Origin of the sequence: uncultured Chloroflexus sp. (genome assembly GCF_938091255.1) — a bacterium.
Lineage (GTDB): Bacteria > Chloroflexota > Chloroflexia > Chloroflexales > Chloroflexaceae > Chloroflexus.
The window spans coordinates 72,874-98,222 of sequence record NZ_CALLJH010000007.1; the positions used below are offsets into that span (position 1 = coordinate 72,874).

A 25,349-nucleotide genomic window follows, 5' to 3' on the forward strand; every position below is an offset into this window, starting at 1 on the left:
TTGTATGCACCTACCACGCCTCTTACTCGCCGCACCGATGAGCGGCAGCGGAAAGACGACTATCACCGCCGGCCTGATCGCCGCCTTGCGCCGGCGCGGTCTACGCATTGCGCCGTTTAAATGCGGCCCTGATTACATTGATCCGGGCTACCACGCCCTTGCCGCTGGGCAACCTTGCTATAACCTCGACTCGTGGCTGATCCCGCCTGACCAAATTGCCGGCGTGCTGGCCCGTCGCAGCGTCGAGGCCGATCTGGCTGTGATCGAAGGGGTGATGGGATTGTTTGACGGCTATGCTGGCACTGACGACACCGGTAGCAGTGCCCACATTGCCCGTCTCACCGCGACACCGGTGATCATTGTGCTCGATGCACGGGCAATGGCACGCACTGCTGCCGCGCTGATCGCCGGTCTGTACGACTTCGACCGGCGAGTCCATATTGGTGGCGTGATCCTCAATCGGGTTGGCAGCCCACGTCATGCTGCGCTCATCCGCGATGCCGTTGAGCAGACGGTAGGAGTGCCGGTGTTGGGTTATGTGCCGCGTCATGATGCACTCACCTTACCCGAACGCCATCTTGGGTTGGTACCGGTAGCCGAACCGGGCCGCTGGCAAGAGTGGCTGTCTGAGGCGGCGGCGCAGGTTGAGCAGACGATTGACCTTGATCGGTTGCTGGCTGTGGCCCATACCGCGCCGCCGTTGCCTGCCCCCGCGCCGCCAACGCTCGCGCCAGTGAGCGCGGTGCGACCGGTGATCGCCATTGCCCGCGATGAGGCGTTTAATTTCATCTATCCCGATAATCTCGATCTGTTGCAGGTTGCTGGAGCGGAACTCGCTTTTTTTAGCCCGCTCCACGATACCGCCTTGCCGGCAGGGACGGCGGCGATCTACTTGTGCGGCGGTTTTCCTGAACTGTTTGCCGATCAACTGAGCGCTAATCAGGCGATGCTAGCCGCTATCCGGGAAGCAGCGGCTGCCGGGATGCCGATCTATGCCGAGTGCGGCGGCTTGATGTATCTGACCGAGACATTGATCGATCAGTACGGCCAAGCCTTTGCGATGGCCGGCGTGTTGCCCGGCTATTCGCGCATGACGCCGCGCCTTACTCTCGGCTATCGCACCATCGCCGCCCAAGCCGAGACGTGGCTGTGGCGCACTGGCGAAACGGTGCGCGGCCACGAGTTTCACTATTCGGTCTGGGAAGCGCGGCCAACCGACCTGCCGCCGCTTTACGCTTGCCTGCCTGATGCGCTGCGTCCGCAAGTGGTTAACGAAGGTGTGGTAATCGGGCAGGTATTGGCATCATATATTCACATGCACTTTCTGTCCTGTCCGCACGCCGCTGAACGTTTTGTCGTTGCTGCACAAGCGTTTGTAAAAGATCAAACGCAAGGGGTTCTAGCGCAAAGACGCAAAGTGCGCTAAGGACGCAAAGCTCTATGGTTGATTGCTACGCATGCTTATCCCTCATATTCAATGTCTTTGCGCCTTCGCACCCTCGAGTTTACGATATGCCCTTATGTCCTCTGCGCCGGTATATGCGCGAAAGGAATGCGCTATGAGCACGGTTGTTCTCTTTACCGGCGGCGCGCGGAGTGGCAAAAGCCGGTGCGCCGAACGCTACGCGGCGCGCTTGAGCGAGCAGGTGGTGTATGTCGCAACCGCTGCCGCGGGCGACGACGAGATGCGTGATCGGATTGCCCATCATCGCGCCCGCCGCCCGCCAACGTGGTCTACGCGCGAAGCGCCGGCCAATGTCGCCGCTGTCCTCGCCGATCTGCCGGCGGGATCGGTAGTGTTGCTCGATTGTTTGTCGTTGCTGGTAAGTAATCTTTTGCTGGCTAATGAATCTGATCCTGAGCCGGCTATCAATCGTGAACTCGCTGATCTGCTGGCGATGGTTGCCCAGCGCGACCTGATGCTGATTGCCGTCACCAATGAAGTTGGCATGGGGATTGTGCCCGCTTATCCGCTCGGACGGCAGTACCGCGATCTGCTCGGTCTGGCTAATCAGCGCGTCGCCGCCGCCGCCGCTGAGGTCTATCTCGTCGTCTGCGGCATTCCGGTCGAGCTGCGCGCACTGGAGGCAGCATGGAACCGCACCCCGTAACGCATGGCGCGCTCGATGAGGCCGAGTTGGCAACCCTCGGTCTACGCGCCGATCAAGTCATCGATTTCAGCAGCAACATCAATCCCTTTGGCCCGCCTCGCGCAGTCTTGGCCGCCCTGCGCACACTCGATCCGGCGCCGTACCCCGACCGGAGTTGTCTGCGGTTACGGCAGCAGATAGCCATGCATCATCGTTGTCAACCCGACGCAGTGCTGGTAGGGAATGGTGCGAACGAACTGATCCATCTGGCGGCGCGGGCTTTGGGTGTGCCGGGAGCAACTGCGCTGGTGATTGCGCCGGCCTATGGCGAGTATGCCCACGCTTGCCGGCTGGTCGGGATGCAGGTGGTTGAAGTGCGCAGTACGGCTGCGACCCAGTTTCAACCTAATCCGGCGGCGCTGCTTGTAGCTATTGAACGGCTCCAGCCGCACTTGCTGTGGCTCTGCTCGCCCAACAACCCAACCGGTGTGCAAGTGGCGACCGCGACTATTGTTGAGCTGGCCCACGCTTGTGCCCGGCACGGCGGTTGGTTGATCCTCGACCGGGCCTATCTGTCGCTGTTGCGCGATCATACTGGTCACGATCCGCTCGATAATAACGCGCCGGCCAATCTGATCCGCATCTATTCGCTTACCAAGAGCTATGCGGTGGCCGGTTTGCGTATCGGCTACTTGATTGCCGATCCTGAGCCGGTCAGCGCGATTGTCCGTTTCCAACCGGCGTGGAGCGTGAGTAGCGCGGCGCAGGCGGCAGCATTGGCAATGTTGGCCGACACCGATTTTTTGCCAACGACGTTACCGCGCCTGTGGTCTGCCAGCGATGAATTGGCCCACGGTTTGCACCAGCTTGGTTTGACTGTGTGGCGCTCAGAGATGCCGTTTATGCTGGTGCAATGCGCCGATGCGGCGTTCACCCGTCGCCGGCTTCTAGCACGCGGTTGCGTCGTGCGTGATTGCACCTCGTTCGGCTTATCGGAGTGGGTGCGCGTCGCCCCGCGCCGCCCGGAAGATAATGCGCGGTTGGTGACAGCGTGGCGCGAGATTGGGTGAAAGGATGGGAAACGCGAAGACGCAGAGAATGTTAAACGCAAAGATGCAAAGACGTAGAAATGGCTACTATCAGCGGGCTGAGCAACCAACCACATCCAACGTTACGTCCTTTGCGCCCTTCGTGCCTTGGCGGTTTTCGTCCCTTTGCGTCTTTTGCGTTCCAAGTCTTGGAGGAAAGCGATAATGCCTGCACCTGTCTTGATGGTGGTCGGTACTGCCTCGTCGGTTGGTAAGAGTACGCTCGTTGCTGCACTCTGCCGGTTGGCCGCTCGTCGCGGGTTGCGGGTGGCCCCGTTCAAAGCCCAAAACATGAGCAACAACGCCGCCGTAACCGCCGATGGTGGCGAGATCGCGCGCAGTACGGCGGTGCAAGCCGCTGCTGCCGGCATTGCCCCGACGGTGGCGATGAATCCGATTTTGATCAAGCCAGAAGGTCAACGCCGGAGCCAGATTATCGTCGAGGGCAAGCCGTGGCAGACCCTCGCTGCCACTGATTTTTGGCAACGCAAGGTACTATTATGGTCGGTTGTCACCCGCAATCTCGACGCACTACGCGCCGAGTACGACCTGATCATCGCTGAAGGGGCCGGCAGTCCGGTTGAGTTGAACCTCAAGGCGGGCGATATTGTGAATATGCGGGTAGCACTCTATGCCCAAGCGCGCACGGTATTAGTCGGCGACATTGATCGCGGTGGCATCTTTGCCCAATTGCTCGGCACGTTGATGTTGCTTGAACCAGATGAGCGCGCCTTACTTAAGGGGTTGATCGTCAACCGCTTCCGCGGCGATCCGGCTTTATTTGCCGATGGTGTGCGCATACTGGAAGAGCGCAGTGGTTTGCCGGTGCTCGGAGTGGTGCCGTGGTGCGAAGACCTTGGCTTACCTGAAGAGGATGCGGTGGCACTTGAGCAGGTGCCGCCGGTTGCACCGCGTGGTCTGACGATTGCCGTCATCCGCTTGCCGGCCATCGCCAATTTCGACGACTTCGACCCGCTGGCCCGCGAGCCGGGGGTGACGGTGCGCTACATTGATCACCCATCTCAATTAGCTGGCGCTGCGGCAGTAATTCTGCCCGGCACCAAACACACGCTCGCCGCCCGGCGCTGGTTGCGCGAACGTGGGTTTGACGCGGCGCTGCGCCAGTTTGCCGGCGCGGTGGTGGGCATCTGCGGCGGCTACCAACTGCTCGGCGAGCGCATCAGCGATCCGTTGGCAGTCGAGGGAGCCGGCGGCGACGAAGAGGGCCTCGGTTTGTTGCCGGTTGAAACCGTCTTTGCCCCTGACAAACAGACCACCCAAACCGTGGCGAAGGCGCAGGTGGAGTGGGCCGGCGTAGCCGAACTGCACGGTTACGAAATCCACATGGGCCGCAGCCGCCGGCTGGGGGCGGCGCAACCGCTGCTGAGCATTGTCCGGCGCGGTGCGGTGCCCGCCGCTGACGATGATGGTTGCCGTAGCGCCGATGGCCGAGTGTGGGGCTGCTATCTGCACGGCCTATTTGCCAACGACGAGTTTCGGCGGGGATGGTTGCGGCAGTTAGGCTGGCAACCGGCTGCTCATCCTCTGCCCCCAACCGACCCACTCGACCGGCTGGCCGATCAGGTTGCGGTGGCATTGGGTGAATCGGTGCTCAATCGATTATTCACCATTTCACCGTAACAGCCAGCCCTCGTCGCCGGCCCACAACCGTACCGGTGCGCGATTGGCTGGCAGATCGAACAGCACCGGCACGCTGCGTAAACCGCTTTGTGGCCCAAAAGCGTCTTCGAGTGCCAAATCGCCGTACAACCCGCGCCCAAACTGGTCGAGATACTGGCGCGAAGCGTCCGACAAGGGGGTGTAGCGTTGCCCGATCTCATCTTCCACTGCGAAGAGGGTAGTGGGCAAGACCCGCTCGACCGGTGCTTCATTACTTACCGCCAACAACGCAATCAGGAAGCGACCGGCGGGCCGGATGGCGCCAAGTTCACTATCAATCATCACCACATCCTCACGCCGCAACAGCCCGATCTGCCACTGGTCGTAAGTGATCAGTTGCCCCAACGCGCGTGTATGCAGTTCCGGCGTCAAAGTAGGCAACGGTGAAGGGGTTGGCGGCGGTAGTGAGGGTGCCGGCACGACCGGCGTCATCACGACAATCTCCGTCGGCAATGGCATCGGCAGCGGCCCAATCGCCGCCAGTGTGGGGGGGAGATTGGTGATGGGGAATTGGCTTGATGGCAGTGACGTAGCCGGTTGGCGCTGCCATAAGCTCATCGCCAGCAAGCCCGCAGCGATCAGCAAGAGCATTGCCGGCAGGAGCCATCCCAACCGGCGCTGATGCGGCTGGCGTTCAGTGCGCTGTTGAGCCGGGGCCAGCCGCGGCGGCAGCTCCAGTTCAACCACTCCACCTTCCCCCTCCACGGCGAGGGAAGGTGGGAGGGTGGGGTGAATCTCTGTCTCTATGGGAAGAATGTTTTCAGCCCGGCGTAGCGCCTCATCACGTTCGGCGGCAGTCTCGGCGACACGGGCCAACCCGATCCACACCCGCCGCTCGTGTGGCGCGAGCCGGCTCAGGGCGCAAAAGATACGGCGCGCTGACACAACATCACCGCGACGCGCTGCCTGCGCGCCGCGGTGCAGCCATTGTTCAAGATCGAATGGTACCTCGTCCCCCACCTAGCCTCCGTGTCATCGCCGGCGCATTTACACCCGGCTCAGCACCAACCAGCCTTGATTAGGGTTGCTGCGGGCAAAGAAGACCAGATCGGTTGCGTCAGGCGCGACATCGAACAAGATAGCCACACTGCGCACAAACCCATCAGCAGGTATCGAGTCACTGTGGCTCAAATCTGCGTTGATGCCACGGATCACATACGCATCCGACGCATCGAGGCGTGGTGTCCACACTCGACCCTGTGCATCTTTTAGCACGAAGAAATCAAGCGGGAGCGGTTGGTCTTGACCAGTCGTATTACGCACGAACGCGAGCACTACCACGAAACGACCATTGTTTGGTGTGACGCCGTTGATCGCTCCGATAATCGGCGCAGCGTAAGTGGGCTGGTTAAAATCGTAGGCCCAGCCATTGCTGCTCAGTTCGGTGCCGGGGCTGACCAGATCGGGGTTTGCTTGGGCGGGATCAACTGCCGGTGGCGGTGGCGGCGCCGGTTCTGGTGTTGGCTCGACAGTTGCTGCGGGGGTTGGTTCCTCACTGGCAGCAGCCGTTGGCGTTGGTTCGCTTGCTGGCGGCGTTGTCGGCGCCAACGTTGACTCGGCAGTCGCCGCCATGCTGGTTGCTGCTTGGCTTGTCGCCTGTGCTGGCGGTACCGTCGCAGTACGGTTGCGCTGTGACAGGAAGATGAACCCAAGCCCGAAACAACTTAACAGCAGCACGACGAGAAGGGCTATCGTCAGCGGCGTGAATCCGCGCTTCGCCGGTACCGTCTCTTCTTCCAGATCGTCATCGCGGCGCGGGGGTGGGCCGGAACGTCGGAACAGATTGCCGAAATTCAAGCCGCCGCCGCGCGCTGGCTTTGCCGGTTTGGCCGGCTTGCTGCTACTGCTCCCGCGTGCCCAACTAGTGCTGGGCCGGTTGGACCGGCTGGGTGGCGGCTCGCTCGAACGGCTCGAGCGTGAGGGGGCCGATGCTGGCGCTGGCGCGTCTTCGGCTGCGCTACCCAGCGTTGGCGCTGGCCGGGGAACGTCAGGATCACGCCGTACCGGGCCGGCGTCGGTCGCCATCACCTCTGAGAGGGCATCGAGTTGAGCAAAGGGATCGTCTTCGTCAAAGTCTGGCATTGCCGGTGCTGCCGGTGGTGGGGTGGCTGGTGCCGGCGGCGGCGTGGTTGGAGCGGCGGGTGGCGCTGCTGCGGGGTTGGGAGTGACACCCAACGCTTGCAACCCTTTCAACGCCATATCATTCTTGGGATCAAGGCGCAACACTTGCTCAAGTGCGGCCTGTCGCTCTTCCCGATCCTCTGCAACGCCGGCTAGCCAGAGCCACCCCTGAATATTCTCTGGATGTTCACGGGTCAGCAGGCGGAAGAGCTTTCGTGCTTCGTCCTTTTCCCCTTTACGCGCGGCCTCAACGCCAAGCTGCAAGATGCTTTCGGGATCCGCCATGACCTATCCTTCCTTTTACTCCCGCCTGAAGGCAGCGATCAGGATTCTGCGATAATCGCGCCTATTCTAGCATGGATACTAGCAACGGTCAACACTTTTTGGTGTTAATTTCGCACGCATACGCGCTAGATACCGTACATAGCTGTTAAAAGTGCAAAGAGTTTTTACCGATCTAAGCAGAGAGAGACGTTGCATTGCAACGTCTCTCCATCGTGCAAGTTAACGGGCCTTGGTTGCCTTGCTCACACCGTAATCGCCCGCCCGCGGTGAATCCGTCCGGCGTAGCGCGTGTCGGCTTCAGGCGGCAATGGCGCTGTGACCAGCAACACCGCTTGGATAAAGCGTTCCAGCTCTTGCTGGCGTTCGCGCGGATCGCGCGGCTCTTCGGCCCGCGCCCGCCGGGTCAAATCAACCTGATTAATCAAAATTCGCTGGGCCGTGCGTTCGCTTTCGACACCGATGGTAGCGGTGAAAGCGTGCAGCGTGGTTTTGACAAAGTTGGCCAGCGCGAATTGTTCGGTGGTCGAGGTCGCAGTCGTTTCTGGCGTCACCAGAGCGAGACTGGCCCCATCGCTGAGCGCGATCTTGCGTGCCACTCGGAAGTGATGGGTGAGCTGGTGTTCGCACAGCTCGGCAAAATCGGTCTCGCTCAGCACCGTACTCCAGTCGCTGTCTTTGCGGCCCACCAGCGGCGCAGTCGGCAGTGGGCGGAAGGGGGTGCAGACTACCGGCCCCGGCCGGCCATAGTTAGCAATCGCCTGATCGATCGCGGCTTCGATCTGATCGCCGGCGACGATGATCGGCAGGCGGCCGGCTTCAACGTGATCGTGCAACAGATGGCGCATCGTCTCCGCGCCAGCTTCGGTCTCGACGATCATCACCACCTGTCGCGCGCCGTACCGTTCGAGATAAGCGCGGGCCAACAGGTTGAGATGCTCGGTGAGGTGTTCGCCAATCAGATACACGGTTGCGCCAACCAGCTCGGCCAGCCGTTCTGGCGCCGGCAAGCCGAACAGTTCGCCGCCGGTGGGGGTGCGCTCGTAGCGCAGGCCGCCCGATGGGTGGAACGTTTCGCCGCTAACGTTGCGGTCGGCGAGGTAGTAGACCGTCGCCATCGCCACGTCGAACTCGGTCGGCATGCGTTGCAGGTAGAGCATGCCCATAATGCCATCGCGCACCTTACGCGCCTCGCGGTCGATTTGGGCGCGGGTAAAGAAGGGATCGGGCGGGGCCGGCAGATTGGCGAAGATGTCGGCAGGTAACTGATAACCGCCGTTAATCAAACGTGCCAGCAGTTTGGCCGCGATCGAGCGGTTGAGCAAGGCGCTGCTCGACGAAGCCGCCGGGTCGCCCTCGCTGCGCAGCCGTTTAGCCAGTTCGCGTAGCTCAGCCGGCGCAGCCGGGTGCTGTTCGAGCGCCGCGACATCGTTCGGCAAGAGCAGCTCTACAAGCTCGCGCATCGGGCGCGTGTCGGTGCGCGCAGCAGCAATCAAGGCGGCGTGCAGATCATTGAGTCGCTTGTTCTCCAAAATCAGCCGTGCTCGCCGGGCAAACAGGCCGGGCCGCTCGCCGGTGCCGCGCAAGCGATCACCCTCGACCGGCCCCGGCGCGATCGCATTGATCTGCACCTCTGGGCCGAGGAAGCGGGCAAAGACCTCGGCCATAGCCCGTTGGCCGGCCTTCGAGACGGCATAATCCGAGCGGTTGGGGTACGGGATAGCAGCGTCCTTTTCGCCGCCGAAATATGATGACACGTTAAGGACGTAGCCGCTACCCTGCTTCTTCATCAACGGGGCGAGCTTGCGCATCAGCGAATAGTTGCTGATCAGGTTGGCGTAGAGGGTATTGCGCCAGCCTTCGACCGGCATATCGATCGCCATCTCTTCCACCCCGGCGATTCCGGCATTGTTGATCAGATAATCAACGGTACCAAAGGCGGCCAACGTTCGTTCAACCAGATCTACCAGTTGCGCTTCGCTGCTGACATCACAGCCGGGCGCGATCTGCACCCGCTCTTCCACGTCGGTATAGCCGACTTCGGCCAGTTCGGCCCGGATTGTGGCCTGTATCTGTTCAAGCTTATGGCGATCGCGCGCCGCTAACATCACCCGCGCCCCGCTCAGCGCCAACAGCCGCCCGATCTGGCCGCCAATGCCGGCGCTGCCGCCGGTAATTAACGCCACTTTGCCCAGATGCAGACCAATTAAGCTCTCGGCCCAACCGACTGCAGCGCTACGCGCGCCGGTCGTAGCACTGATATTGGCGGGAATCGTCAGCGTGATCTCGTTGATCTGGCGCTGGCTATGCAACAACTGGGCCGTCCACGCGCAGGCGAACTCAAGCCCTTCGAGGCTGCGGTTGTTAAAGCGCACGATCTGGTTGGCCCACACTGCCGGCAAGACATGCTCGCCATGGGCGACCGCTCGCTCGTAGTCGAGCGCCGCTTCGTGCCGCCACACCCGGATCAATTGCTCGATCGCGGCGCATTGGATGCGACCATAGGCATTGCCACCCGCATCTGCTCCATTTGAGAGGAAGATTACCCGTGGGCCGCGTGCTCGCGCTCCCGGCGTCAGGCGCTGGGTCTGCCAGTAGTGTGCCAAGCGGCTGGCAATCACGATTGAGCCAACAATTTCGTTGGCAAGGAAGTTCATCACGGGGCCGTCATCAACCTCGATCACCTGCGTGGCCGGTTCGCGACTGGACGCGGGTAGAATGACGGCTGCATGAATACCGCCCGTGTTCTCGCCAGCCCAATCAAAGATGGCATCAATTGTCGATGGATCGCGCGGATCGAGTGGCAAGGCAATCGGCGGCGTAAAGGCATCGCCGGCCAAACGCCGGCTCTCGCTGACCGCCTGCTCGAACTGCTCAATCGCGGCTTCCGAGCGGAAGCCGATAATGACTTCACTGCCGCACGTGCGCAGCATGCCAGTCAGTGCCATCACTTCTTCAATCTGATCGCCGGCACAGATCAGCGTCGTGCGCCCGCTGGCATCAATCGTGCGCAGATCGGTGCGAGCCAGCAAGCTGGTCTCGCTACTGGCCGGCAACTCCATGCCGTGCGTTACCTCAATCGTCTCGCCGGTCAGCGCCGCAGCTTCGTCGCTGGCAAGAAAGATCGCTGCATCGGTGACATCGCCAATGGTGGGGAACCGGCGTTCAAGCTGGCCGTGATCATCAGCCCGGTAGAGCCGCATGGTGGCAAAAAACTGGTTGGCCGTATCGCCTTCCGGACGGCCTTTTAACTCATCCATGCGTTGGAACACTGTGCGGATCCGTTCGCTCTCAATTGGACCGGGGAGGATGGTGTTGACCCGAATCCCGCGGGCGCCGAGTTCGCGCGCCGCGATCTGGGTCAGAGTGTTAAGCGCCGCTTTAGGTGCAACGTATGGGATGCGCCCGTAGTATTCGGCGCGTGAAAAGATGGTCGAAATGTTAATAATCACACCGCCAGCCGGAATGTGCGGCGCAGCGATGCGCATCAGATGCCATCCCATTCCCAGTAAGTTCGCGACGCTTTCGGGCAACGTCTCGTCGGCGCCGGGACCAAGATCGGCGGCTGTGAGTGGAATCTCGGCCAACCGCCGCTGCGCGCCAGCGCTGCCGGCATTGTTGACCAGAATGTCGATCCGACCGTGCCGGCCAATAATGGCCTCGATGCCGGCTCGCACCGCTTCCGGATCACCGCCATCCATCACTTCGAGATCGATCCGTTTCGCAGGCACGCCTGCTTCAGCGCGCATCCGGTCGGCTAGCGCTGCGAGCTTGGCGCTGTTGCGACCACTAATGACGACGGTTGCACCCTCGGCCAGAAATCGCCGAGTCATCTCACTGCCAATGTTGCCGGCTCCTCCGGTAATTAGCGCAATCTTTCCTGCCAGTCGTCCTGTCACGCTCATGCATTCCCCCATCGCCAACGGTTCATCGTTGCTGTATTGTTGAAACTTCACCGATGGGTATAGTATAACATGGCGTTGTTCTAAATTTCACGCATGGTTGACGCTTTGCAGCATAAAGTTTATATCATTTTGCAATGGGCATTATGCAAGAGATAGGTAACTCATTGTCGCTATGCCCCTCAACGTGGTATGATAATTGGCTACGGCACATTCATAGATGAGCATGGATCCCGCCTCTGCATGTGGCGAGCCGTTATGAGGCAACGGCTCTAACCCTCTTTGGAGGTCGCAATGGCCCGTTTTCCTTCCCCTCGCGCAATTCATACGCTTCAGCAATTCCGCCGCGATCCGCTCACGTTACTGGCTGATCTGGCAATGCGCGGCGATGTGGTGCCGTTTCGCGCCGGGCCGCAAGCTATGCTGTTGGTCAATCATCCGACGTTCATCCGCGAGGTGTTGGTGACGCACAATCGTGCCTTTGTCAAGGGGCGGGTGTTAGAGCGGGCGAAACGGTTGCTGGGTGAAGGCTTGCTGACCAGCGAGGGAGCGGTGCATCTCCGCCAGCGCCGGTTGATCCAGCCGGCGTTTCATCGCCAGCGTATCGCTGCCTATGGCGAAGCGATGGTGGTGGCGGCTGAAGCACGCAGCGCGCGCTGGCACGACGGCGCTAGGCTGGATATGAGCCGCGAGCTGCAGGCGATCACGCTGCGCGTCGTTGGCGAAACGCTCTTTTCCGCCAATACCGAAGCCGACGCTGCCGAGGTCTTTGCCGCAATGCATGATCTGGTGGCGATGTTCGATCTGGCGGTGCTGCCGCTCGCCGATTGGTTGATGAGGCTGCCTTTACCGCCGGTGCGCCGGTTTCAAGCGGCCAAAGCCCGGCTCGATGCAATTATCTACCGGATCATTGCCGAACGCCGCGCCAACCCGGTCGATCGCGGTGATCTACTTTCAATGCTGCTGATGGCGGTCGATCACGAGGGTGATGGCTACCGCATGACCGACACCCAGTTGCGTGATGAGCTGTTGACTATCTTTCTCGCCGGTCACGAAACGACGGCCAACGCCTTGGCATGGGCCTTGTATCTGCTGGCGCAGCATCCTGCGATTGCTGCCGCAGTGGCGGCCGAACTCGACACCGTGCTTGGCGATCGCTTACCAACTGTGGCCGACCTACCTGCGCTGCGCTACACCGAGTGGTTGTTCGCCGAGGCGCTGCGGCTCTACCCGCCGGCATGGCTGATCGGGCGGCGCGCCATCACGCCGGTGACGATTGGCGAGGTGCGGGTCGCACCGAATACGATTGTTCTGATGAGTCCGTGGCTGATGCATCACGATCCACGCTTCTTTCCCGATCCTTACCGGTGCGATCCGTTGCGCCATACCCCGGAGGCGCAGGCGGCGCGCCCTAAATTCGCCTTCTTCCCGTTTGGCGGCGGGCCGCGCAACTGTATCGGCGAGCCGTTTGCATGGATGGAGGGGGTGTTGGTACTGGCAACGCTGGCCCGGCGCTGGCGCTTTGAGCCGGTGCCTGAGCATCCGATCACATTGCAAACCGGCATTACCTTGCGCCCGCGCTACGGGATGCCGTTGCGACTGCGGTTGATTCAGCCAACCGCAAGCAGTACATGATACAATGGAGTGTGATCACCATTTTCAATGATGATACAGATAGCATGAGAGCTGCTATGAATGAGGCAGTAACGTCGAGCTACGAGGCGGTATATGCCGGCGCTGTAGCCATTGATGAGTCAGACCGGGGCCGGCTGTGGATGCGGGGCCGTGATCGGGCCTCGTTGCTGCACCGGCTTTCGACCAACCATATCGAGCGGTTGCAAGCTGGCCAAGGCACGTTGACCGTGCTGACCACGCCAATCGGGCGGATGATCGATCTGTTGCGTGTTTATGCGCTGCCTGATGCTTTCCTGTTAGAGACCGGCCCTCGCCATGGGACGCCGGTTCTCCGCCATCTGCGCAAGAATATCTTTTTTAACGATCAGGTGACGGTAGCCGATGCCGGCGCTGAGTTGGGCCAGATCGGCGTGTATGGGCCGCAGGCCGGCCAGATTATACAGGCATTGGGCTTGCCTGCAGATATGCCGCGCTACGGCATCGCCAGCGGTGAGTGGAATGAAGCGCAGGTGTTAGTGGCGCGCTGTGAGCCGCTTGGCGGCGACGGCTATACGCTCTATCCGCCGGCAGTGTATACTGCGGCTCTGCTGGCGGCCTGCCAAGCGGCGGGCGCAATAATGCTTGATGCAGATACGTTTGACATCGTGCGGGTTGAACACGGCTATCCGAGCTTTGGACGCGAAATCACCCTCGACTATATCCCGCTCGAAGCCGATCTCTGGCGAGCGGTGAGTTTTCAAAAGGGTTGTTACGTCGGCCAAGAGATTATCGCGCGCATGGAGAGTCGCGGGCGGATTGCGAAACAGTTGCGCGGCTTACGATTGCCGGCTGCCCCCCAATCCCTGCCGGCAAAGGTCATCGTTGATGGCAAAGAGATTGGCGATCTGACCAGCGTGGTCCGCTCACCGCGCCACGGCTGGATCGGGTTGGCCTACCTGCGGAGCGCCTACGCTGAACCCGATGTCACTGTGTTTGTCGATGATCAACCGGCCATTGTTTGTCGCCTACCATTTACCGCCACAGCACAGGTTTACGACCAATGACTCGCACGGCCCGCCGTCGCCAATTGATCGGTGATCTCGAACGCCAGCGCGATGCGCTGCGACGCCAGCAAGAGCGTGATCAACAGATTTTGGCGGCTCTGTATGCGATTGGGTTGGCTGCGCGTAGCCGCCCGTCGCTGCGCGTGATCTTTGAAACAATTGTGCATGAATTGCACACAGTGTTCGATTTTGACGCCTGTTACCTTGCCTTTTGCGATGAACGGCCTGAACGGTTCAAAGCCGCGCTCTTGTATGATGAAGGTCAGATTGATTTTCTGGAAAACCGCGAATATGGCTACCTGACCGGCATGATCGTGCGCCGGCGCGAACCGATGCTCTTCCGCGATCTGTTGGTCGAGCGCGATCCTAGTTTGCCGCCGGTACCCTTTGGCAATACCGCCAAACTCTCGCGCTCGTGGATCGGCGTGCCGCTGATGATTAGCGAGGCGGTGGTCGGTGTTATCTCGCTGCAAAGTTATCAGCCAAACCTCTACACCCACGAGACGCTCGAACTGTTGCAACGGATTGCCAATGTGATCGCATTGGCGCTTGAGAACGCAGTGCTGGTTGAAGATCAGGAACGGCTGAGCCGTACATTGACAGCGCAACTAGCGGCACGGCGCGAAGAACTCGCTGCGCTGAGTGCGCTGGCTTCGACGCTGGTCGATCCGCGCTCACTCGATGAATTGCTCGATCAGGCGCTAGCGATCGCGATGAGAACCTTGCACTTCGAGGCCGGCAATGTGCGCCTGCTCGACTCCACCGGCACCCTCTTGGTCTTGCGCGCGCAGCGCGGATTTAGCACAGAATATATTGAGCAAACCCGGCAAATTCCGCTTGAAATCAGCCCGCTGCGCGAGGTGGTTACGCAGATGCAGCCGCGGATCGTGAGCCGTGAATGGTACGCTCAGTATGATCCGGCCACGTTTCCGCTCCATCTCTTTCCCCGCTTTGAATCGACGATTAACTTGCCGCTGGTAGTGGGCCGGCATGTATTGGGAACCTTAAGCTTTTTTGGTTTTACACCGCGTGAGATTGCGCCGCACGAGCTGGCGTTGGCCCAGTCGGTGGCGAATCAGATTGCGATCCTCGTCGAGCATAGCCGCTTGACCCAAGAGCGCGAACGCCAAATTGCCGAACTGCGTGCGATGCGTGAAATTAGTCTGGCGGCTTCAACGACCCAAACGGCCCGTGATCTCTTGCAACGCACCGCGATCGAGTTACAGTCGTGCTTGGCGTTCGATGTCTTTTCGATGGTGATTTACGATCCAGAACGCCACCTGATTAGCGATGGCATTACGCTTGATGAAGGTCAACTCTACACCTATTGGATCAGTCAGCCGCCGCCGCCTCGGTCGCTGACGGCGCGGATTCTGCGCGAACGCCAGCCGATCTTCTTGCGCGATCTGCCAGTTGAAATCCGAGCTTGGGCTGATGTCGATAACGTGATCATTGGCACCGAGCGGGCCGCGCGGTCGTGGATGGGATGGCCACTGCTCGATCGCGATGGGCGCGCGATTGGTATGGTGAGCGTGCAGAGTTACCGTTCGCATGCCTTTACGCCGCGCGATATGGAATTTCTCGGTAATGTGGCGGCTCAATTAGCCTTGCACGTGCAGAATGTCACTTTGCTGGCGCAACGGGCGCGCCAGATTGCCGAGTTGCAGGCGATTAATCAGATCGGCACGCTGGTGGCCGCTTCATACGATCTGAACCGTATTCTGAATGAGACGCGCCAGATTGTGGTTGATCTGACCGCCGCCTCGGTCTTTTATTTGCTCCTCTGCGATCCGCACTCGCGTTTGGTGCGCTATGCCGTCTTTGTTGAGCATAATCGTTCGCTTGGTGATGAGCTGGTGGGACGGCGGACGCCGCCGGATTCATTGACCGATTGGCTGTTGACGCACCGGCAGCCGCTGCGCTTTGATGATTTGATGGCTGATCGTCAGCGGATTGACGAGATGGGGATCAAGCCTTATCCGATTGGCTCGGCCCACCTGATGCGGTCGTGGGTTGGTGTGACGATATTAGCTCACCATGAGGAAGCCATCGGCGTGATCGTGCTGCAAGATGAGCGTCCCTATCAGTACGATAACGGCACGATTGATTTTCTGGCCCAAATTGTGAGCTTGATAAGTCTGGCAGTGCAGAAGGTGCAGTTGTTTGAAGAGCGCGAGCGGCAGGCGCACGAGAATGCACGTCTCTTTGAGGCGGCGCAGGCGCACGCGGTTGCCGCCGAACAGCAAGCGGCCCGCATGGCGTTAGTCAACCGGATCGCTGGCCTACTCGCGGCTCGTCTCGACCAACAGGCGATTCTCGATATTGCTGCCCGCGAGTTGGTGCAGCTCTTCTGGGCCGATCATACTGGCTTGGTGCTGTTTCACGACGACGAGACCGGCGAAGTTGTGGCCGAATATCCGCCGACCGGTATTCTCGGCATGACGATCGATCTGCGCCACAATCTGTTGATTAAGTCGCTCTGCACCACCCGTCGTCCACAAGTGATTACCGACATCGAAACCGATCCGCGCGCAATGATCTCTCGCGACCGTTGGCGTGAGATGGGGTTGCGCTCGCTCGTGGTTGTGCCGCTGATCAGCCGCGATCGGGTGTTTGGTTCGATCTCGTTTGACAGCTTTGGCGAACCGCGGTCATATTCTGAAGAAGAGTTAGATTTGATGATGACAGTGACGACCTCGGTTGCGACTGCCTATGAAAACGCGCTGCTCTTTGCCGCTGAGCAAGAACAGCGGCGCACGGCTGAGACGCTGCGCGAGGTGGCACGGGTGCTCAGTTCGAGTTTCGACCCTAATGAGGTATTGCAACTCGTGCTGGCCGAGTTGCGCAAAGTGATCAATTACGATACGGCCACGATCATGTTGATCGATGATCAAGTGTTGCGGATTGTGGCTGCCAGCGGTTGGCCACCTGAAGAGATGCCGCGCGGGAAGATTTTGCCGCTCGCAGGTAGTGGCGCTGGTCAGGTTGTGCGCGAGCGCCGGCCCATCTTGGTGGTGGCGCCGACCGATGGCACGATCTGGCCGCCCGGTGATATTGGTGAACGCATTTTGACATGGCTTGGCGTGCCGTTAATCTCTAAAGGGCGGGTGCTGGGGGTACTCAATATCGATTCGTATCGCCGGTATGCCTTTACCGAGCGAGATCTCGATGTCGCGTTAGCGTTTGCTAATCACGCAGCGCTGGCAATCGAGAATGCGCAACTCTATCAAGAATCGGTGGCGCGAGTCGAACAAGAACTGGCAATTGCCCGCCAGATTCAATCGAATCTGTTCCCGCGTGAGCTGCCGGTGTGCCCCGGTCTCAGTGTGGCTGCCCGTTGTTTGCCGGCCCGCGAGACCGGTGGCGATTTCTACGATGTGATCGATCTTGGTTCGCGGATCGGGGTGATCGTTGGCGATGTGAGCGGCAAATCATTGCCGGCGGCGATGCTGATGGCTGTGGCTCGTTCGACAGCCCGTTCCGAGGCGCGCAATCACGAGTTGCCCCGTTTGGTGTTGGCCGAGACCAATCGCTGGCTGGTGGATGATGTGCCACGTCATGCTTTTGTCGCCTTGGGGTATGCGTTGATCGATCCGATTGAACTGCGGTTGACGCTGGCCAATGCCGGCCAGTTAGCGCCTTTGTTGCGCCATGCCGATGGCCGCACGACATTTCTCGAAACGGCTGGCGCGCTGCCATTAGGAGTGCAGCGCGATACCCGCTACAATCAGATCGAGTTGGTGCTTGCTCCCGGTGATACCGTCGTTTTCTATACTGATGGCATTGTCGAAGCGCAGAATGCTCAACGCGAATTGTTCGGGTTCGACCGGCTTGAACAATTGGTGCGCCATTGGGGCTATTTGCCGCCCGAGGCTCTGCTTGATCGCCTGTTGGCGGAAGTGCAAGCGTTTAGCGAAGGGCGAATGGTTCACGATGATATGACCCTCGTTGTAGTGCGGGTTGAGTAGGGTCATCGCGTTGCAATGCCCTGCACGGTGCAATAATTTCCCGCACCTATGTCGTTGTGAGCCGAGCGAAGCGAGGCAACCCCCCCGCGAGCACGGGACGGATCCGTCCCCAGCGCTTCGGCTCTGGTGTGCCCTCAGCAATCCCCCGCGAGCACGGGACGGATGCCTAGTGGCATTATCCCGCCTGAGTAGGCGATGGCTGCGGGCGCTACGCGCCCTCACAATGACAAAGGAGGTGCGCCTTCTCGCAATGACAGGAGATGATCCCAGCATCTGGTATACAATGTTGTTGGCTGGCTAGCGATCCACCGCAACCGTTGAACGGAGGTTATTGTGCTGAGTGTGATTGAGCCGGCAGCTCTGTGGCTGTTTGCGCTCGCCATTCTTCTGCTGTGGTTCATGTGGCTTGGCCGCGCCGATTTGCGCCGTCGCCTTGGCCGGGCGCGCATGTTGGCGCTGGTCGTTGTGCGCTTGGCGCTGCTCGCAGCGTTGGTTTTGGCGTTAGCCGGTTTGCAGGTGGGCCGGCCCGTGCAAGCCACCGCCACCGTGTTTCTGATTGATGCGAGTGATTCAGTGGCGCCGGCCCAACGCGCTGCCGCACTGACGTATATCGAACAGGCCCTCGCCGCAGCCGATCCCGATGATCGCATGGCGGTGATCGTCTTTGGTGCGCGCGCAGCAGTAGAGCGCGTGGCTGAGCCACCGCGACCGCTGACCCGGCTCGATTCGTTGGTTATTGCGTCGCGTACCAATATCGAAGATGCGATCCAGCTTGGGTTGGCGATCTTGCCCGGCGCAATGCATCAACGCCTCGTGTTGTTGTCCGATGGTGGCGAAAATGAGGGCGATGCGCTGGTCGCTGCTCGGCTGGCTGCGGCGCGTAAAGTACCGATTGAAGTTGTACCGCTCTTGGCCGAGCGCGGCCCTGATGCGCTTATCACTGCATTAATCGCGCCAACGACGGCCAGCGTTGAGCAAACTATTCCGCTCACGGTACAGATTGACAGCGAAGTGATCGGGCCGGCAACGGTGCAGCTTATCGTTGATGGGCAGTTGACGGTTGAAGAGCCGGTTGAGCTGGCTGCCGGGCTTAATCAAATAACGCTTACCGCGCCGGCGGGCAATCCGGGCTTTCGCCAGTTCGAGGCGCGTTTGATTGCGCCGTTCGACCCCCAACCGGCTAATAATCGTGCAGTAGCGTTTACGTTTGTCAGTGGGCCACCGCGGGTGTTGTTGATCACGGTTGACCCTGAACGTACCGCTGCGCTGGCTGCTGCGTGGCGGGCTGCCGGGATCGAGATTGCAGTGCAAGCGCCAGTGCAAGTTCCGGCCAATCCGCTCGATCTGCGCGCATTTGATGCGATTGCATTGGTTGATACGCCGGCTGAGTCGGTTTCGACGGCGCTGCAACGCGCCTTGACCTCATATGTCCGCGATTTGGGTGGTGGGTTGCTTGTAATAGGTGGCACGCAGTCGTTTGGCGCCGGCGGTTGGCGGCGATCGCTCCTTGAGTCGATCTTGCCGGTGGCGCTTGATCCGCCGTTTCGTGTAGAGCGGCCCGATCTGGCGCTGGTGCTGGTGATTGACCGCAGCGGCAGTATGAGCGCGCCGGTTGATGGGAGGCGCACCCAACTTGATCTGGCCCGCGAAGCTGTTTATCAAGCTAGCCGCGGCTTGTCACCACATGATCAGATCGCCATTATCGCCTTCGATAGTTTTGCTGATACGCTACTACCGTTGCAACCGCTGCCCGATCTGTTCACGATCGAAGATGCGCTCAGCCGGTTGGCTGCCGGCGGCGGCACCAATATTCGCAGCGGGGTGGCGCTTGCTGCCGAAACGATCACGCGAGCAAATGCCCGGATTCGTCACCTGATTCTGCTCACTGATGGTATTTCCGAAACCAATTATGCCGATCTGATCGCCGATCTACGCGCGCAGGGGGTGACGGTAAGCACCGTGGCGATCGGGTTAGATACCGATCCGGCGCTTGAGCGCGCGGCACAGCTTGGCGGGGGACGGTACTATCTCGTGCAGCGGGCTGATGCGCTACCGCGCATTTTTCTTGAGGAGACAGTCCGAATCGCGAATCGTGATCTGATCGAAGAGCCGTTTGTGCCGGCGTTGGCTTTACCTACACCGTGGCTGCGCGATTTGACTCCATTGCCGCCGTTGCGTGGTCGCAATGCTGCTGATCATCGCTCGCTGGCCCGCACGTTGTTAGTGGCCGATGATGGTGCGCCGCTGCTGGCTACGGCGCAGGTTGGCTTGGGGCGCGTGTTGGCGTGGACGAGCGATCTGAGTGGTCGTTGGGCGGCAGCGTGGTTAACATGGCCTGAGTTCCCCCGTTTTGCCGCCAATCTGGTTGCCGAGACACTGCCACTCAGTGGTGGTGAACGGCTAGCCCTTACTGCGTCGGTGATGGCTAATCGCGCCGAGATCGATCTTATGGCGCTCGATGAGCGAGGCTTGCCGCTTGAACTAGGCGAGATTCGTAGCCGGGTCAGCGGGCTGGCCACCAGTTTTGAGCTGGCATTTACCCAAGTTGCTCCCGGTCGTTATCGCGCCATTGCGACGATCGATCAGGTGGGTGCGTATCTGGTGCAGGTCAGCGCCCTCGATCGTGCCGGTCAGTCTCTCGGCAGCGCCACTGCCGGCTTTGCTGTGAGCTATTCACCCGAATATGGCCGGTTTGCCGCCAACCCCGGCTTGTTGGTCGATATTGCGGCTCTGACCGGCGGTAGCGTCGATCCACCGCCAACTGCTATCTTTACGCCTACCACCCGCGCTGTGTACGATGTCTGGCCTGTAACAATGCCACTGCTCTGGTTGGCGCTGATCCTGTTGCCGATCGATATTGCGCTGCGCCGGCTGTTTGTACCATTGCCCGAATTCACTGCTGTGCCGCTCAAACGCCCTGCCCGCCGGGTGGCCGTGCCTGATCCGTCGGCCCCGCCGGCTGCCCCGCCCCCGCCAAAGCCAGCGGCTACCCTCAGTGACGAAGAGCGGATTGCAGCCTTGCTGGCGGCCAAACGGCGCCGGCAGCGCAAAGAGTAGTAACGCTTTGTGTTATACTGCCTTAAAATATCGGTTCTCGCTGTCACCGTCGGAGCAGCCCATGTCAACTGAACAACCAACAGTCGTCGTGCGGCCCGCCGTTACCTTTGCGGTTGCCAGCGATGAAGAGCTTGAGCGTCCGTATCGCGTCATTGTCGAAAATGACGACGTGACGCCGATGGATTTTGTCGTAATTGTGTTGCGCGTCTTTTTTGAACTTGATCTGGCCCGCGCCGAACAAGTGATGCTCACGGCGCATTACGAAGGGCGCGCGCTGGTGACGGTGTTACCGTTCCAAGAGGCGCAAGAGCGGGTCTATCAGGCTCATCACGCCGCCCGTGAAGCTGGCTATCCGCTCACGTTCTACCTTGAACCAGATCAGTGATGGCGGTACGTTACTGGCCACGTGTGGATTAATGAACGATGCCTGTCGCGCTGTTACCCTTCTCGCTTTCCATTGCTAGCGGGAGTCTCTGGCTGCTCTGCTTGGCAGGAAGCGACGCGCAACGTATTGCCCAAAGGAGTTTCGCGCAGGCTAGAAAACGCTTCCTTTCCCTAGCCGGAGAGGGCGTGTTGCCTGCTAATCTACATCGCAAAGGAGCATGAACACGACTATGAACCTCCGGCCCCGTCTCGTTGCCATCGCCCTGCTCTGCGTGGCTGTCCTTGCCGGATGTAGCTCAGCTTCCCGTTCGTTACCCGCTGATGCAGTGGTTGCTTCTGCATCAACTGTAGAGCGGACACCGCCAGCGCTTGCTGTATTGCCGCCACTCGTGCCGGTATACGCGCCTAGTTCTAAGGTGGCTGGTGTGTCGATTAGTGGCCTGACTCCTGTTGAAGCAGAAACTGTCTTATCTGCCGCGCTTGCCGAACACATAATGCCGTTGCAATTGGTTGCTGACGAGTATTCCCAGACTATCGATCCGACCACCATTGCGGTACGCCCTGATCTGTCGGCAATGCTGGCGGCAGCAGCGCCAGCGCTAGGCAGCGATATGCCAGTATCGGTACTGCTACAGTTGGCGTTTGATCAAGCCGCATTGCGTGAGCAGATGGCAGCGTTTGCCGTCGCGTCGGCTACTGCGCCCACCCTGACTGTGCTTAGCTCAACTGATGTTCTCTCGCGCAGTTTTGCCTACGTGCCCGGACGAAAAATTAATCTCGACCGTTCATTTGAAATTGTGAGTAGTTTCCTTCGCCGCGGCCAAACCGCCGATCCGATATTCCTTACTCGCTGGCCGACTGATCCGCCCCGCGCTTCGTTTGCGCAGCTTGCCGAACAGCTTGAAGCGATGGCAGCCGCATGGGATGGCGTGATCGGAGTCTATCTTTACGATCTGGCGACTGGCGCCGAAGTGGCGGTGAATGCGCACAGTGTGTTTGCTGGTGCGAGTACGATTAAAACTGCAATTATGTTGTATGGCTACGCCAAGTTAGCCGAATTCAGCGAACGGCAAAAGGAAAGCATGCGGGCGATGATTATCGAGAGTGATAATCTGGCGGCGAATGATATTTTGGCGGCGGGTGCCGGCGGCACCAATACCGAGACGGCTTTCCGCGGCGCTGAAGAGATGAGCGATATGCTGGCCGATCTCGGTCTCGAACATCTCTATCTGTATATTCCGTTCGAGTCGCTCGATTACATCAAGCTCTATAATGTCAAGTTCCGTTGCGGGCCGAAAGACCCCGTCGGTGAACCACCGTACACCGAAACTGGCTGCGCCTTGCGGGCCACTCCGTATGCGATGGGGCAGCTCTACCGCATGATTGATGAGTGCGCTCGTGGTGAAGGGACGTTGCTTGAGAGGTTTGAGCTGCTTACGCCGAATCGCTGCCAAGAGATGCTCGATCTGCTGTCAGAAAATGCTGACGATACGCGCATGGTTGGCGGTATCCCCGCTGGCGTGCGGGTTGAACATAAGTCGGGTTGGATCGAACACACCCAAGCCGATGCCGGTATCGTTCGCTCAACCGGCGGTGATTATGTGCTGGCAATCTATGTCTATAAACCCCTTGGCGACCAATGGGCATGGCCTGATGAAGTGCTCGGCGGCGCGATTGCCGATGTCAGCCGGCTGGTGTACACTGCCTACAATCCGATCCGGCTTGACACGCTACCTGCGGGAGAAACGCCATGATCAACTTGCCTGTGAAGCGGATGGTGCTCTACAAACACGGGATAGGTTATTTTGAGCGGCGCGGGACGTTGAACGGTGAAACACTGACCCTCAGCTTTCCGCTCGAGGCGATGGACGATGTGCTCAAGAGTCTGATTGTCATTGACCGCAGCGGGCAAGTGCGCAATATTGATGTGGCCACTCCCGAAGATCGCACTGCGTTAATCGCCCGCGGCAGTATTCACCTTTCGCACGAGCGGAGCTTGCTCGATTTGCTCCGCGATCTGCGCGGGCGTACCGCGCGCTTCACCTTGGCCGGTAAGCAGGGCGAGACGATCAGCGGTCTGGTGATCGGGGTGGATGTGGAAGATGAAGAACCGCTGCGGCGGGCAATAGTAAGCCTCTATCTGAGTGATGAACGCGCTGTGCGCCCTATCCCGCTCGATGATGTCGCTCGCGTTGAGTTGCTCGATGACGCGGCTCATAACGATCTCGCCTTTTTCTTGCGCGCTGCCCAAAACGATGAGCGCAATCGCACCGCTACTATTCACCTCACTCCCGGTGAGCACGATCTACTGGTAGGCTATGTCGCGCCGGCGTCGGCATGGCGGGTCAGTTATCGCTTGATCTGCGAAGATGACGGTGATGGCGCGGCCCGTTGCTTGTTACAGGGCTGGGGCCTGTTTGATAATCAGTTGGAAGAAGATCTGGTTGATGTTGAGGTCACGCTCGTCGCCGGTCAGCCTGTTTCGTTCCGTTACCGGCTTTACGAACCGCAGACGCCTGAACGCCCGGTGATCGATGATGTTCAGCGTCCTCAACCAAAAAAAGCCTTCATGCGGCCACTGGCATTACGAAAAGAGGTTTTCGGATTAGATAGCGACATACATTTCTTGCGCAAAGAAGCTGAGTCGCCGGAAGTGTCGATAAAGACCATCGATGCAAGCATTTCTCCGGTAGCCGAAGGGGAAGATCGAGGGGCGCTCTTTGCCTATCGCGTGACCCAGCCGGTCAGCGTAGGGCGTGGCAAATCGGCCATGGCTCCAATTATCGGCGCAGCATTAGCAGGCCGGCGCAAATTGGTCTACAACCACTCGCGGCGCGAACGCCATCCGCTCGCGGCTATTCGCCTCACCAATGAGACGGGCCTAACTCTCGAACAAGGTCCGGTGACGGTACTGATCAACGGCGAATACGCTGGCGAGTCGGTGCTGCCCTTTACCCGCGCCGGCGCCGCGATCAATGTCTTTCACGCGGTTGAATTAGGTGTGACAGTCGCAGAGACGACCGCAACAACCCGTGCTTTGCACAGTATCAGGTTACACGACGGCGATTTGATCGTTGACGAGTATCTGCTTTTATCTCACCACTATGTCATCACGAGTACTCTCGCCGAACCTTGCACTGTCATCGTTGAGCATCCTCGCGCCGAGAATACCGAGCTTGTTGATACACCACCGCCATTGAGTGAAGAGGATCAACTTGCGCGGTGGGCGGTTGCTGTTCCTGCTTTTGCCAACGCCGAATTGGTCGTTTGCGAGCGTCAGTTGCTCTCACGCTATGAGCAGATCAGTAGTCTAACGGGTGAACAGTTGCAGCAGTGGCTACGCGACAAAGTGCTCGATGCAGGAACCTTCCAACAGTTATCAGGTGTACTCAACCTCTTCCGCCAGATCAGTGCCGCCGAGCAGACGATTGCCGAGCGTGAGCGCGAACGGCAGCGTATCTTCGAGCGTCAGCAACGCTTGCAGCAGCAGATTGCGCCACTGCGCAGCGATGGCGATGAAGGCGCGTTGCGACAGCGGTACGTCGCAACGCTGGCTCAGCTTGAAGATCAGGTTGAACAGATCGATACCGCTATTGCTGAACAGCATGCGCTCATTCAAAAGTACAAAGACCAGATCGAGCGCCGGCTTCGCCGTCTTAAGTGATTGATGATGTTCTCAATCAGACCGATGATCCGTGATAGGCGCACGCTTTTGTTCATCACCCTCGCTACCCTCGTGGGTTGGGCTATCGCTGCTGCTACATACACTATCGTTGGCGATAACCGCAATCCTGAGGTGTTACGCTGGTTGGCGCTGGTCATTCTGGCAACGCCGCTGGCGATCTTTTTCGGTTGGGTGATAGCACGACGTGACGAATGGCGGCTGGCGGTAGCCTGCTGCGGTGCGCTCTACTTCTTTACCCCCTTTATCGCCGGCCGGATCGAGACGATTCTTACTCCTGATGCGGCTCGCCAGACGGTTGGCCCGCACACGGTCTATTTCATTAGCGTCTTAGCGTTGCACCTGATTGGTGGGATCGCACTGGCGTGGTGGCGAGGGAGGTAGAAGAGACAGGTAGAATCGCCCCTTCTCTCATTG

General features: G+C 59.7%; 15 protein-coding genes. 12 read left to right on the forward strand and 3 right to left on the reverse strand.

The window, feature by feature from the left end; translation table 11 throughout:
• The first annotated feature begins 4 nt into the window (after positions 1-4).
• The 4 genes from Q1A00_RS03470 to Q1A00_RS03485 all read left to right on the forward strand — a co-directional run bounded on the left by Q1A00_RS03470 (position 5) and on the right by Q1A00_RS03485 (position 4,819).
• Positions 5-1,426, forward strand: coding sequence for a cobyrinate a,c-diamide synthase (locus tag Q1A00_RS03470; protein WP_299755280.1), 1,422 nt, complete (start codon positions 5-7; stop codon positions 1,424-1,426).
• A gap of 133 nt (positions 1,427-1,559) precedes the next feature.
• Positions 1,560-2,111: a bifunctional adenosylcobinamide kinase/adenosylcobinamide-phosphate guanylyltransferase gene (cobU, locus tag Q1A00_RS03475; RefSeq protein ID WP_298406442.1), complete on the forward strand. Its 552-nt coding sequence runs from the start codon at positions 1,560-1,562 to the stop codon at positions 2,109-2,111.
• Positions 2,093-3,160, forward strand: coding sequence for a histidinol-phosphate transaminase (locus Q1A00_RS03480; protein ID WP_298406444.1), 1,068 nt, complete (start codon positions 2,093-2,095; stop codon positions 3,158-3,160). The genes cobU and Q1A00_RS03480 overlap by 19 nt, the downstream gene beginning before the upstream one ends.
• Before the next feature lie 183 nt (positions 3,161-3,343).
• The gene (locus tag Q1A00_RS03485) at positions 3,344-4,819 is read left to right on the forward strand and encodes a cobyric acid synthase (protein WP_298406447.1); all 1,476 of its coding nucleotides are present in this window, start codon (positions 3,344-3,346) and stop codon (positions 4,817-4,819) included.
• Here Q1A00_RS03485 and Q1A00_RS03490 read toward each other — a convergent pair.
• The 3 genes from Q1A00_RS03490 to Q1A00_RS03500 form a co-directional block, all read right to left on the reverse strand.
• On the reverse strand, positions 4,811-5,818 hold the full coding sequence (locus Q1A00_RS03490) for a tetratricopeptide repeat-containing protein (RefSeq protein ID WP_299755285.1): 1,008 nt from the start codon (positions 5,816-5,818) through the stop codon (positions 4,811-4,813). The genes Q1A00_RS03485 and Q1A00_RS03490 overlap by 9 nt on opposite strands.
• Positions 5,819-5,845: 27 nt before the next feature.
• Entirely contained in the window at positions 5,846-7,264 is a 1,419-nt protein-coding gene (locus Q1A00_RS03495; protein WP_299755288.1) for a hypothetical protein, read from the reverse strand.
• 242 nt (positions 7,265-7,506) lie between these two features.
• Positions 7,507-11,166, reverse strand: coding sequence for an SDR family NAD(P)-dependent oxidoreductase (locus Q1A00_RS03500; protein ID WP_298406450.1), 3,660 nt, complete (start codon positions 11,164-11,166; stop codon positions 7,507-7,509).
• A 291-nt stretch (positions 11,167-11,457) separates the two neighbouring features.
• Here Q1A00_RS03500 and Q1A00_RS03505 point away from each other — a divergent pair, with 291 nt between their 5' ends.
• The 8 genes from Q1A00_RS03505 (at position 11,458) to Q1A00_RS03540 (ending at position 25,316) form a co-directional block, all read left to right on the forward strand.
• On the forward strand, positions 11,458-12,798 hold the full coding sequence (locus Q1A00_RS03505) for a cytochrome P450 (RefSeq protein WP_298406451.1): 1,341 nt from the start codon (positions 11,458-11,460) through the stop codon (positions 12,796-12,798).
• Between the two features lie 56 nt (positions 12,799-12,854).
• The gene (locus tag Q1A00_RS03510; RefSeq protein ID WP_298406452.1) at positions 12,855-13,841 is read left to right on the forward strand and encodes a glycine cleavage T C-terminal barrel domain-containing protein; all 987 of its coding nucleotides are present in this window, start codon (positions 12,855-12,857) and stop codon (positions 13,839-13,841) included.
• Positions 13,838-17,809 carry a GAF domain-containing protein gene (locus Q1A00_RS03515; RefSeq protein WP_298482133.1) on the forward strand — a complete coding sequence of 1,324 codons (3,972 nt, stop codon included), beginning with the start codon at positions 13,838-13,840 and terminating at the stop codon, positions 17,807-17,809. Before Q1A00_RS03510 ends, Q1A00_RS03515 begins: the two co-directional genes overlap by 4 nt.
• Before the next feature lie 333 nt (positions 17,810-18,142).
• Positions 18,143-20,866 (forward strand): VWA domain-containing protein, encoded by a 2,724-nt coding sequence (locus Q1A00_RS03520; protein WP_298406454.1) that lies wholly within the window; start codon positions 18,143-18,145, stop codon positions 20,864-20,866.
• Between the two features lie 61 nt (positions 20,867-20,927).
• Positions 20,928-21,251: an ATP-dependent Clp protease adaptor ClpS gene (locus Q1A00_RS03525; protein WP_298406456.1), complete on the forward strand. Its 324-nt coding sequence runs from the start codon at positions 20,928-20,930 to the stop codon at positions 21,249-21,251.
• A 229-nt stretch (positions 21,252-21,480) separates the two neighbouring features.
• Positions 21,481-23,004, forward strand: a complete 1,524-nt coding sequence (locus Q1A00_RS03530) for a serine hydrolase (RefSeq protein ID WP_299755293.1) — start codon at positions 21,481-21,483, stop codon at positions 23,002-23,004.
• On the forward strand, positions 23,001-24,914 hold the full coding sequence (locus Q1A00_RS03535) for a hypothetical protein (protein ID WP_299755296.1): 1,914 nt from the start codon (positions 23,001-23,003) through the stop codon (positions 24,912-24,914). The genes Q1A00_RS03530 and Q1A00_RS03535 overlap by 4 nt, the downstream gene beginning before the upstream one ends.
• A gap of 48 nt (positions 24,915-24,962) precedes the next feature.
• The gene (locus Q1A00_RS03540; RefSeq protein WP_298406461.1) at positions 24,963-25,316 is read left to right on the forward strand and encodes a hypothetical protein; all 354 of its coding nucleotides are present in this window, start codon (positions 24,963-24,965) and stop codon (positions 25,314-25,316) included.
• Positions 25,317-25,349: the final 33 nt, after the last annotated feature.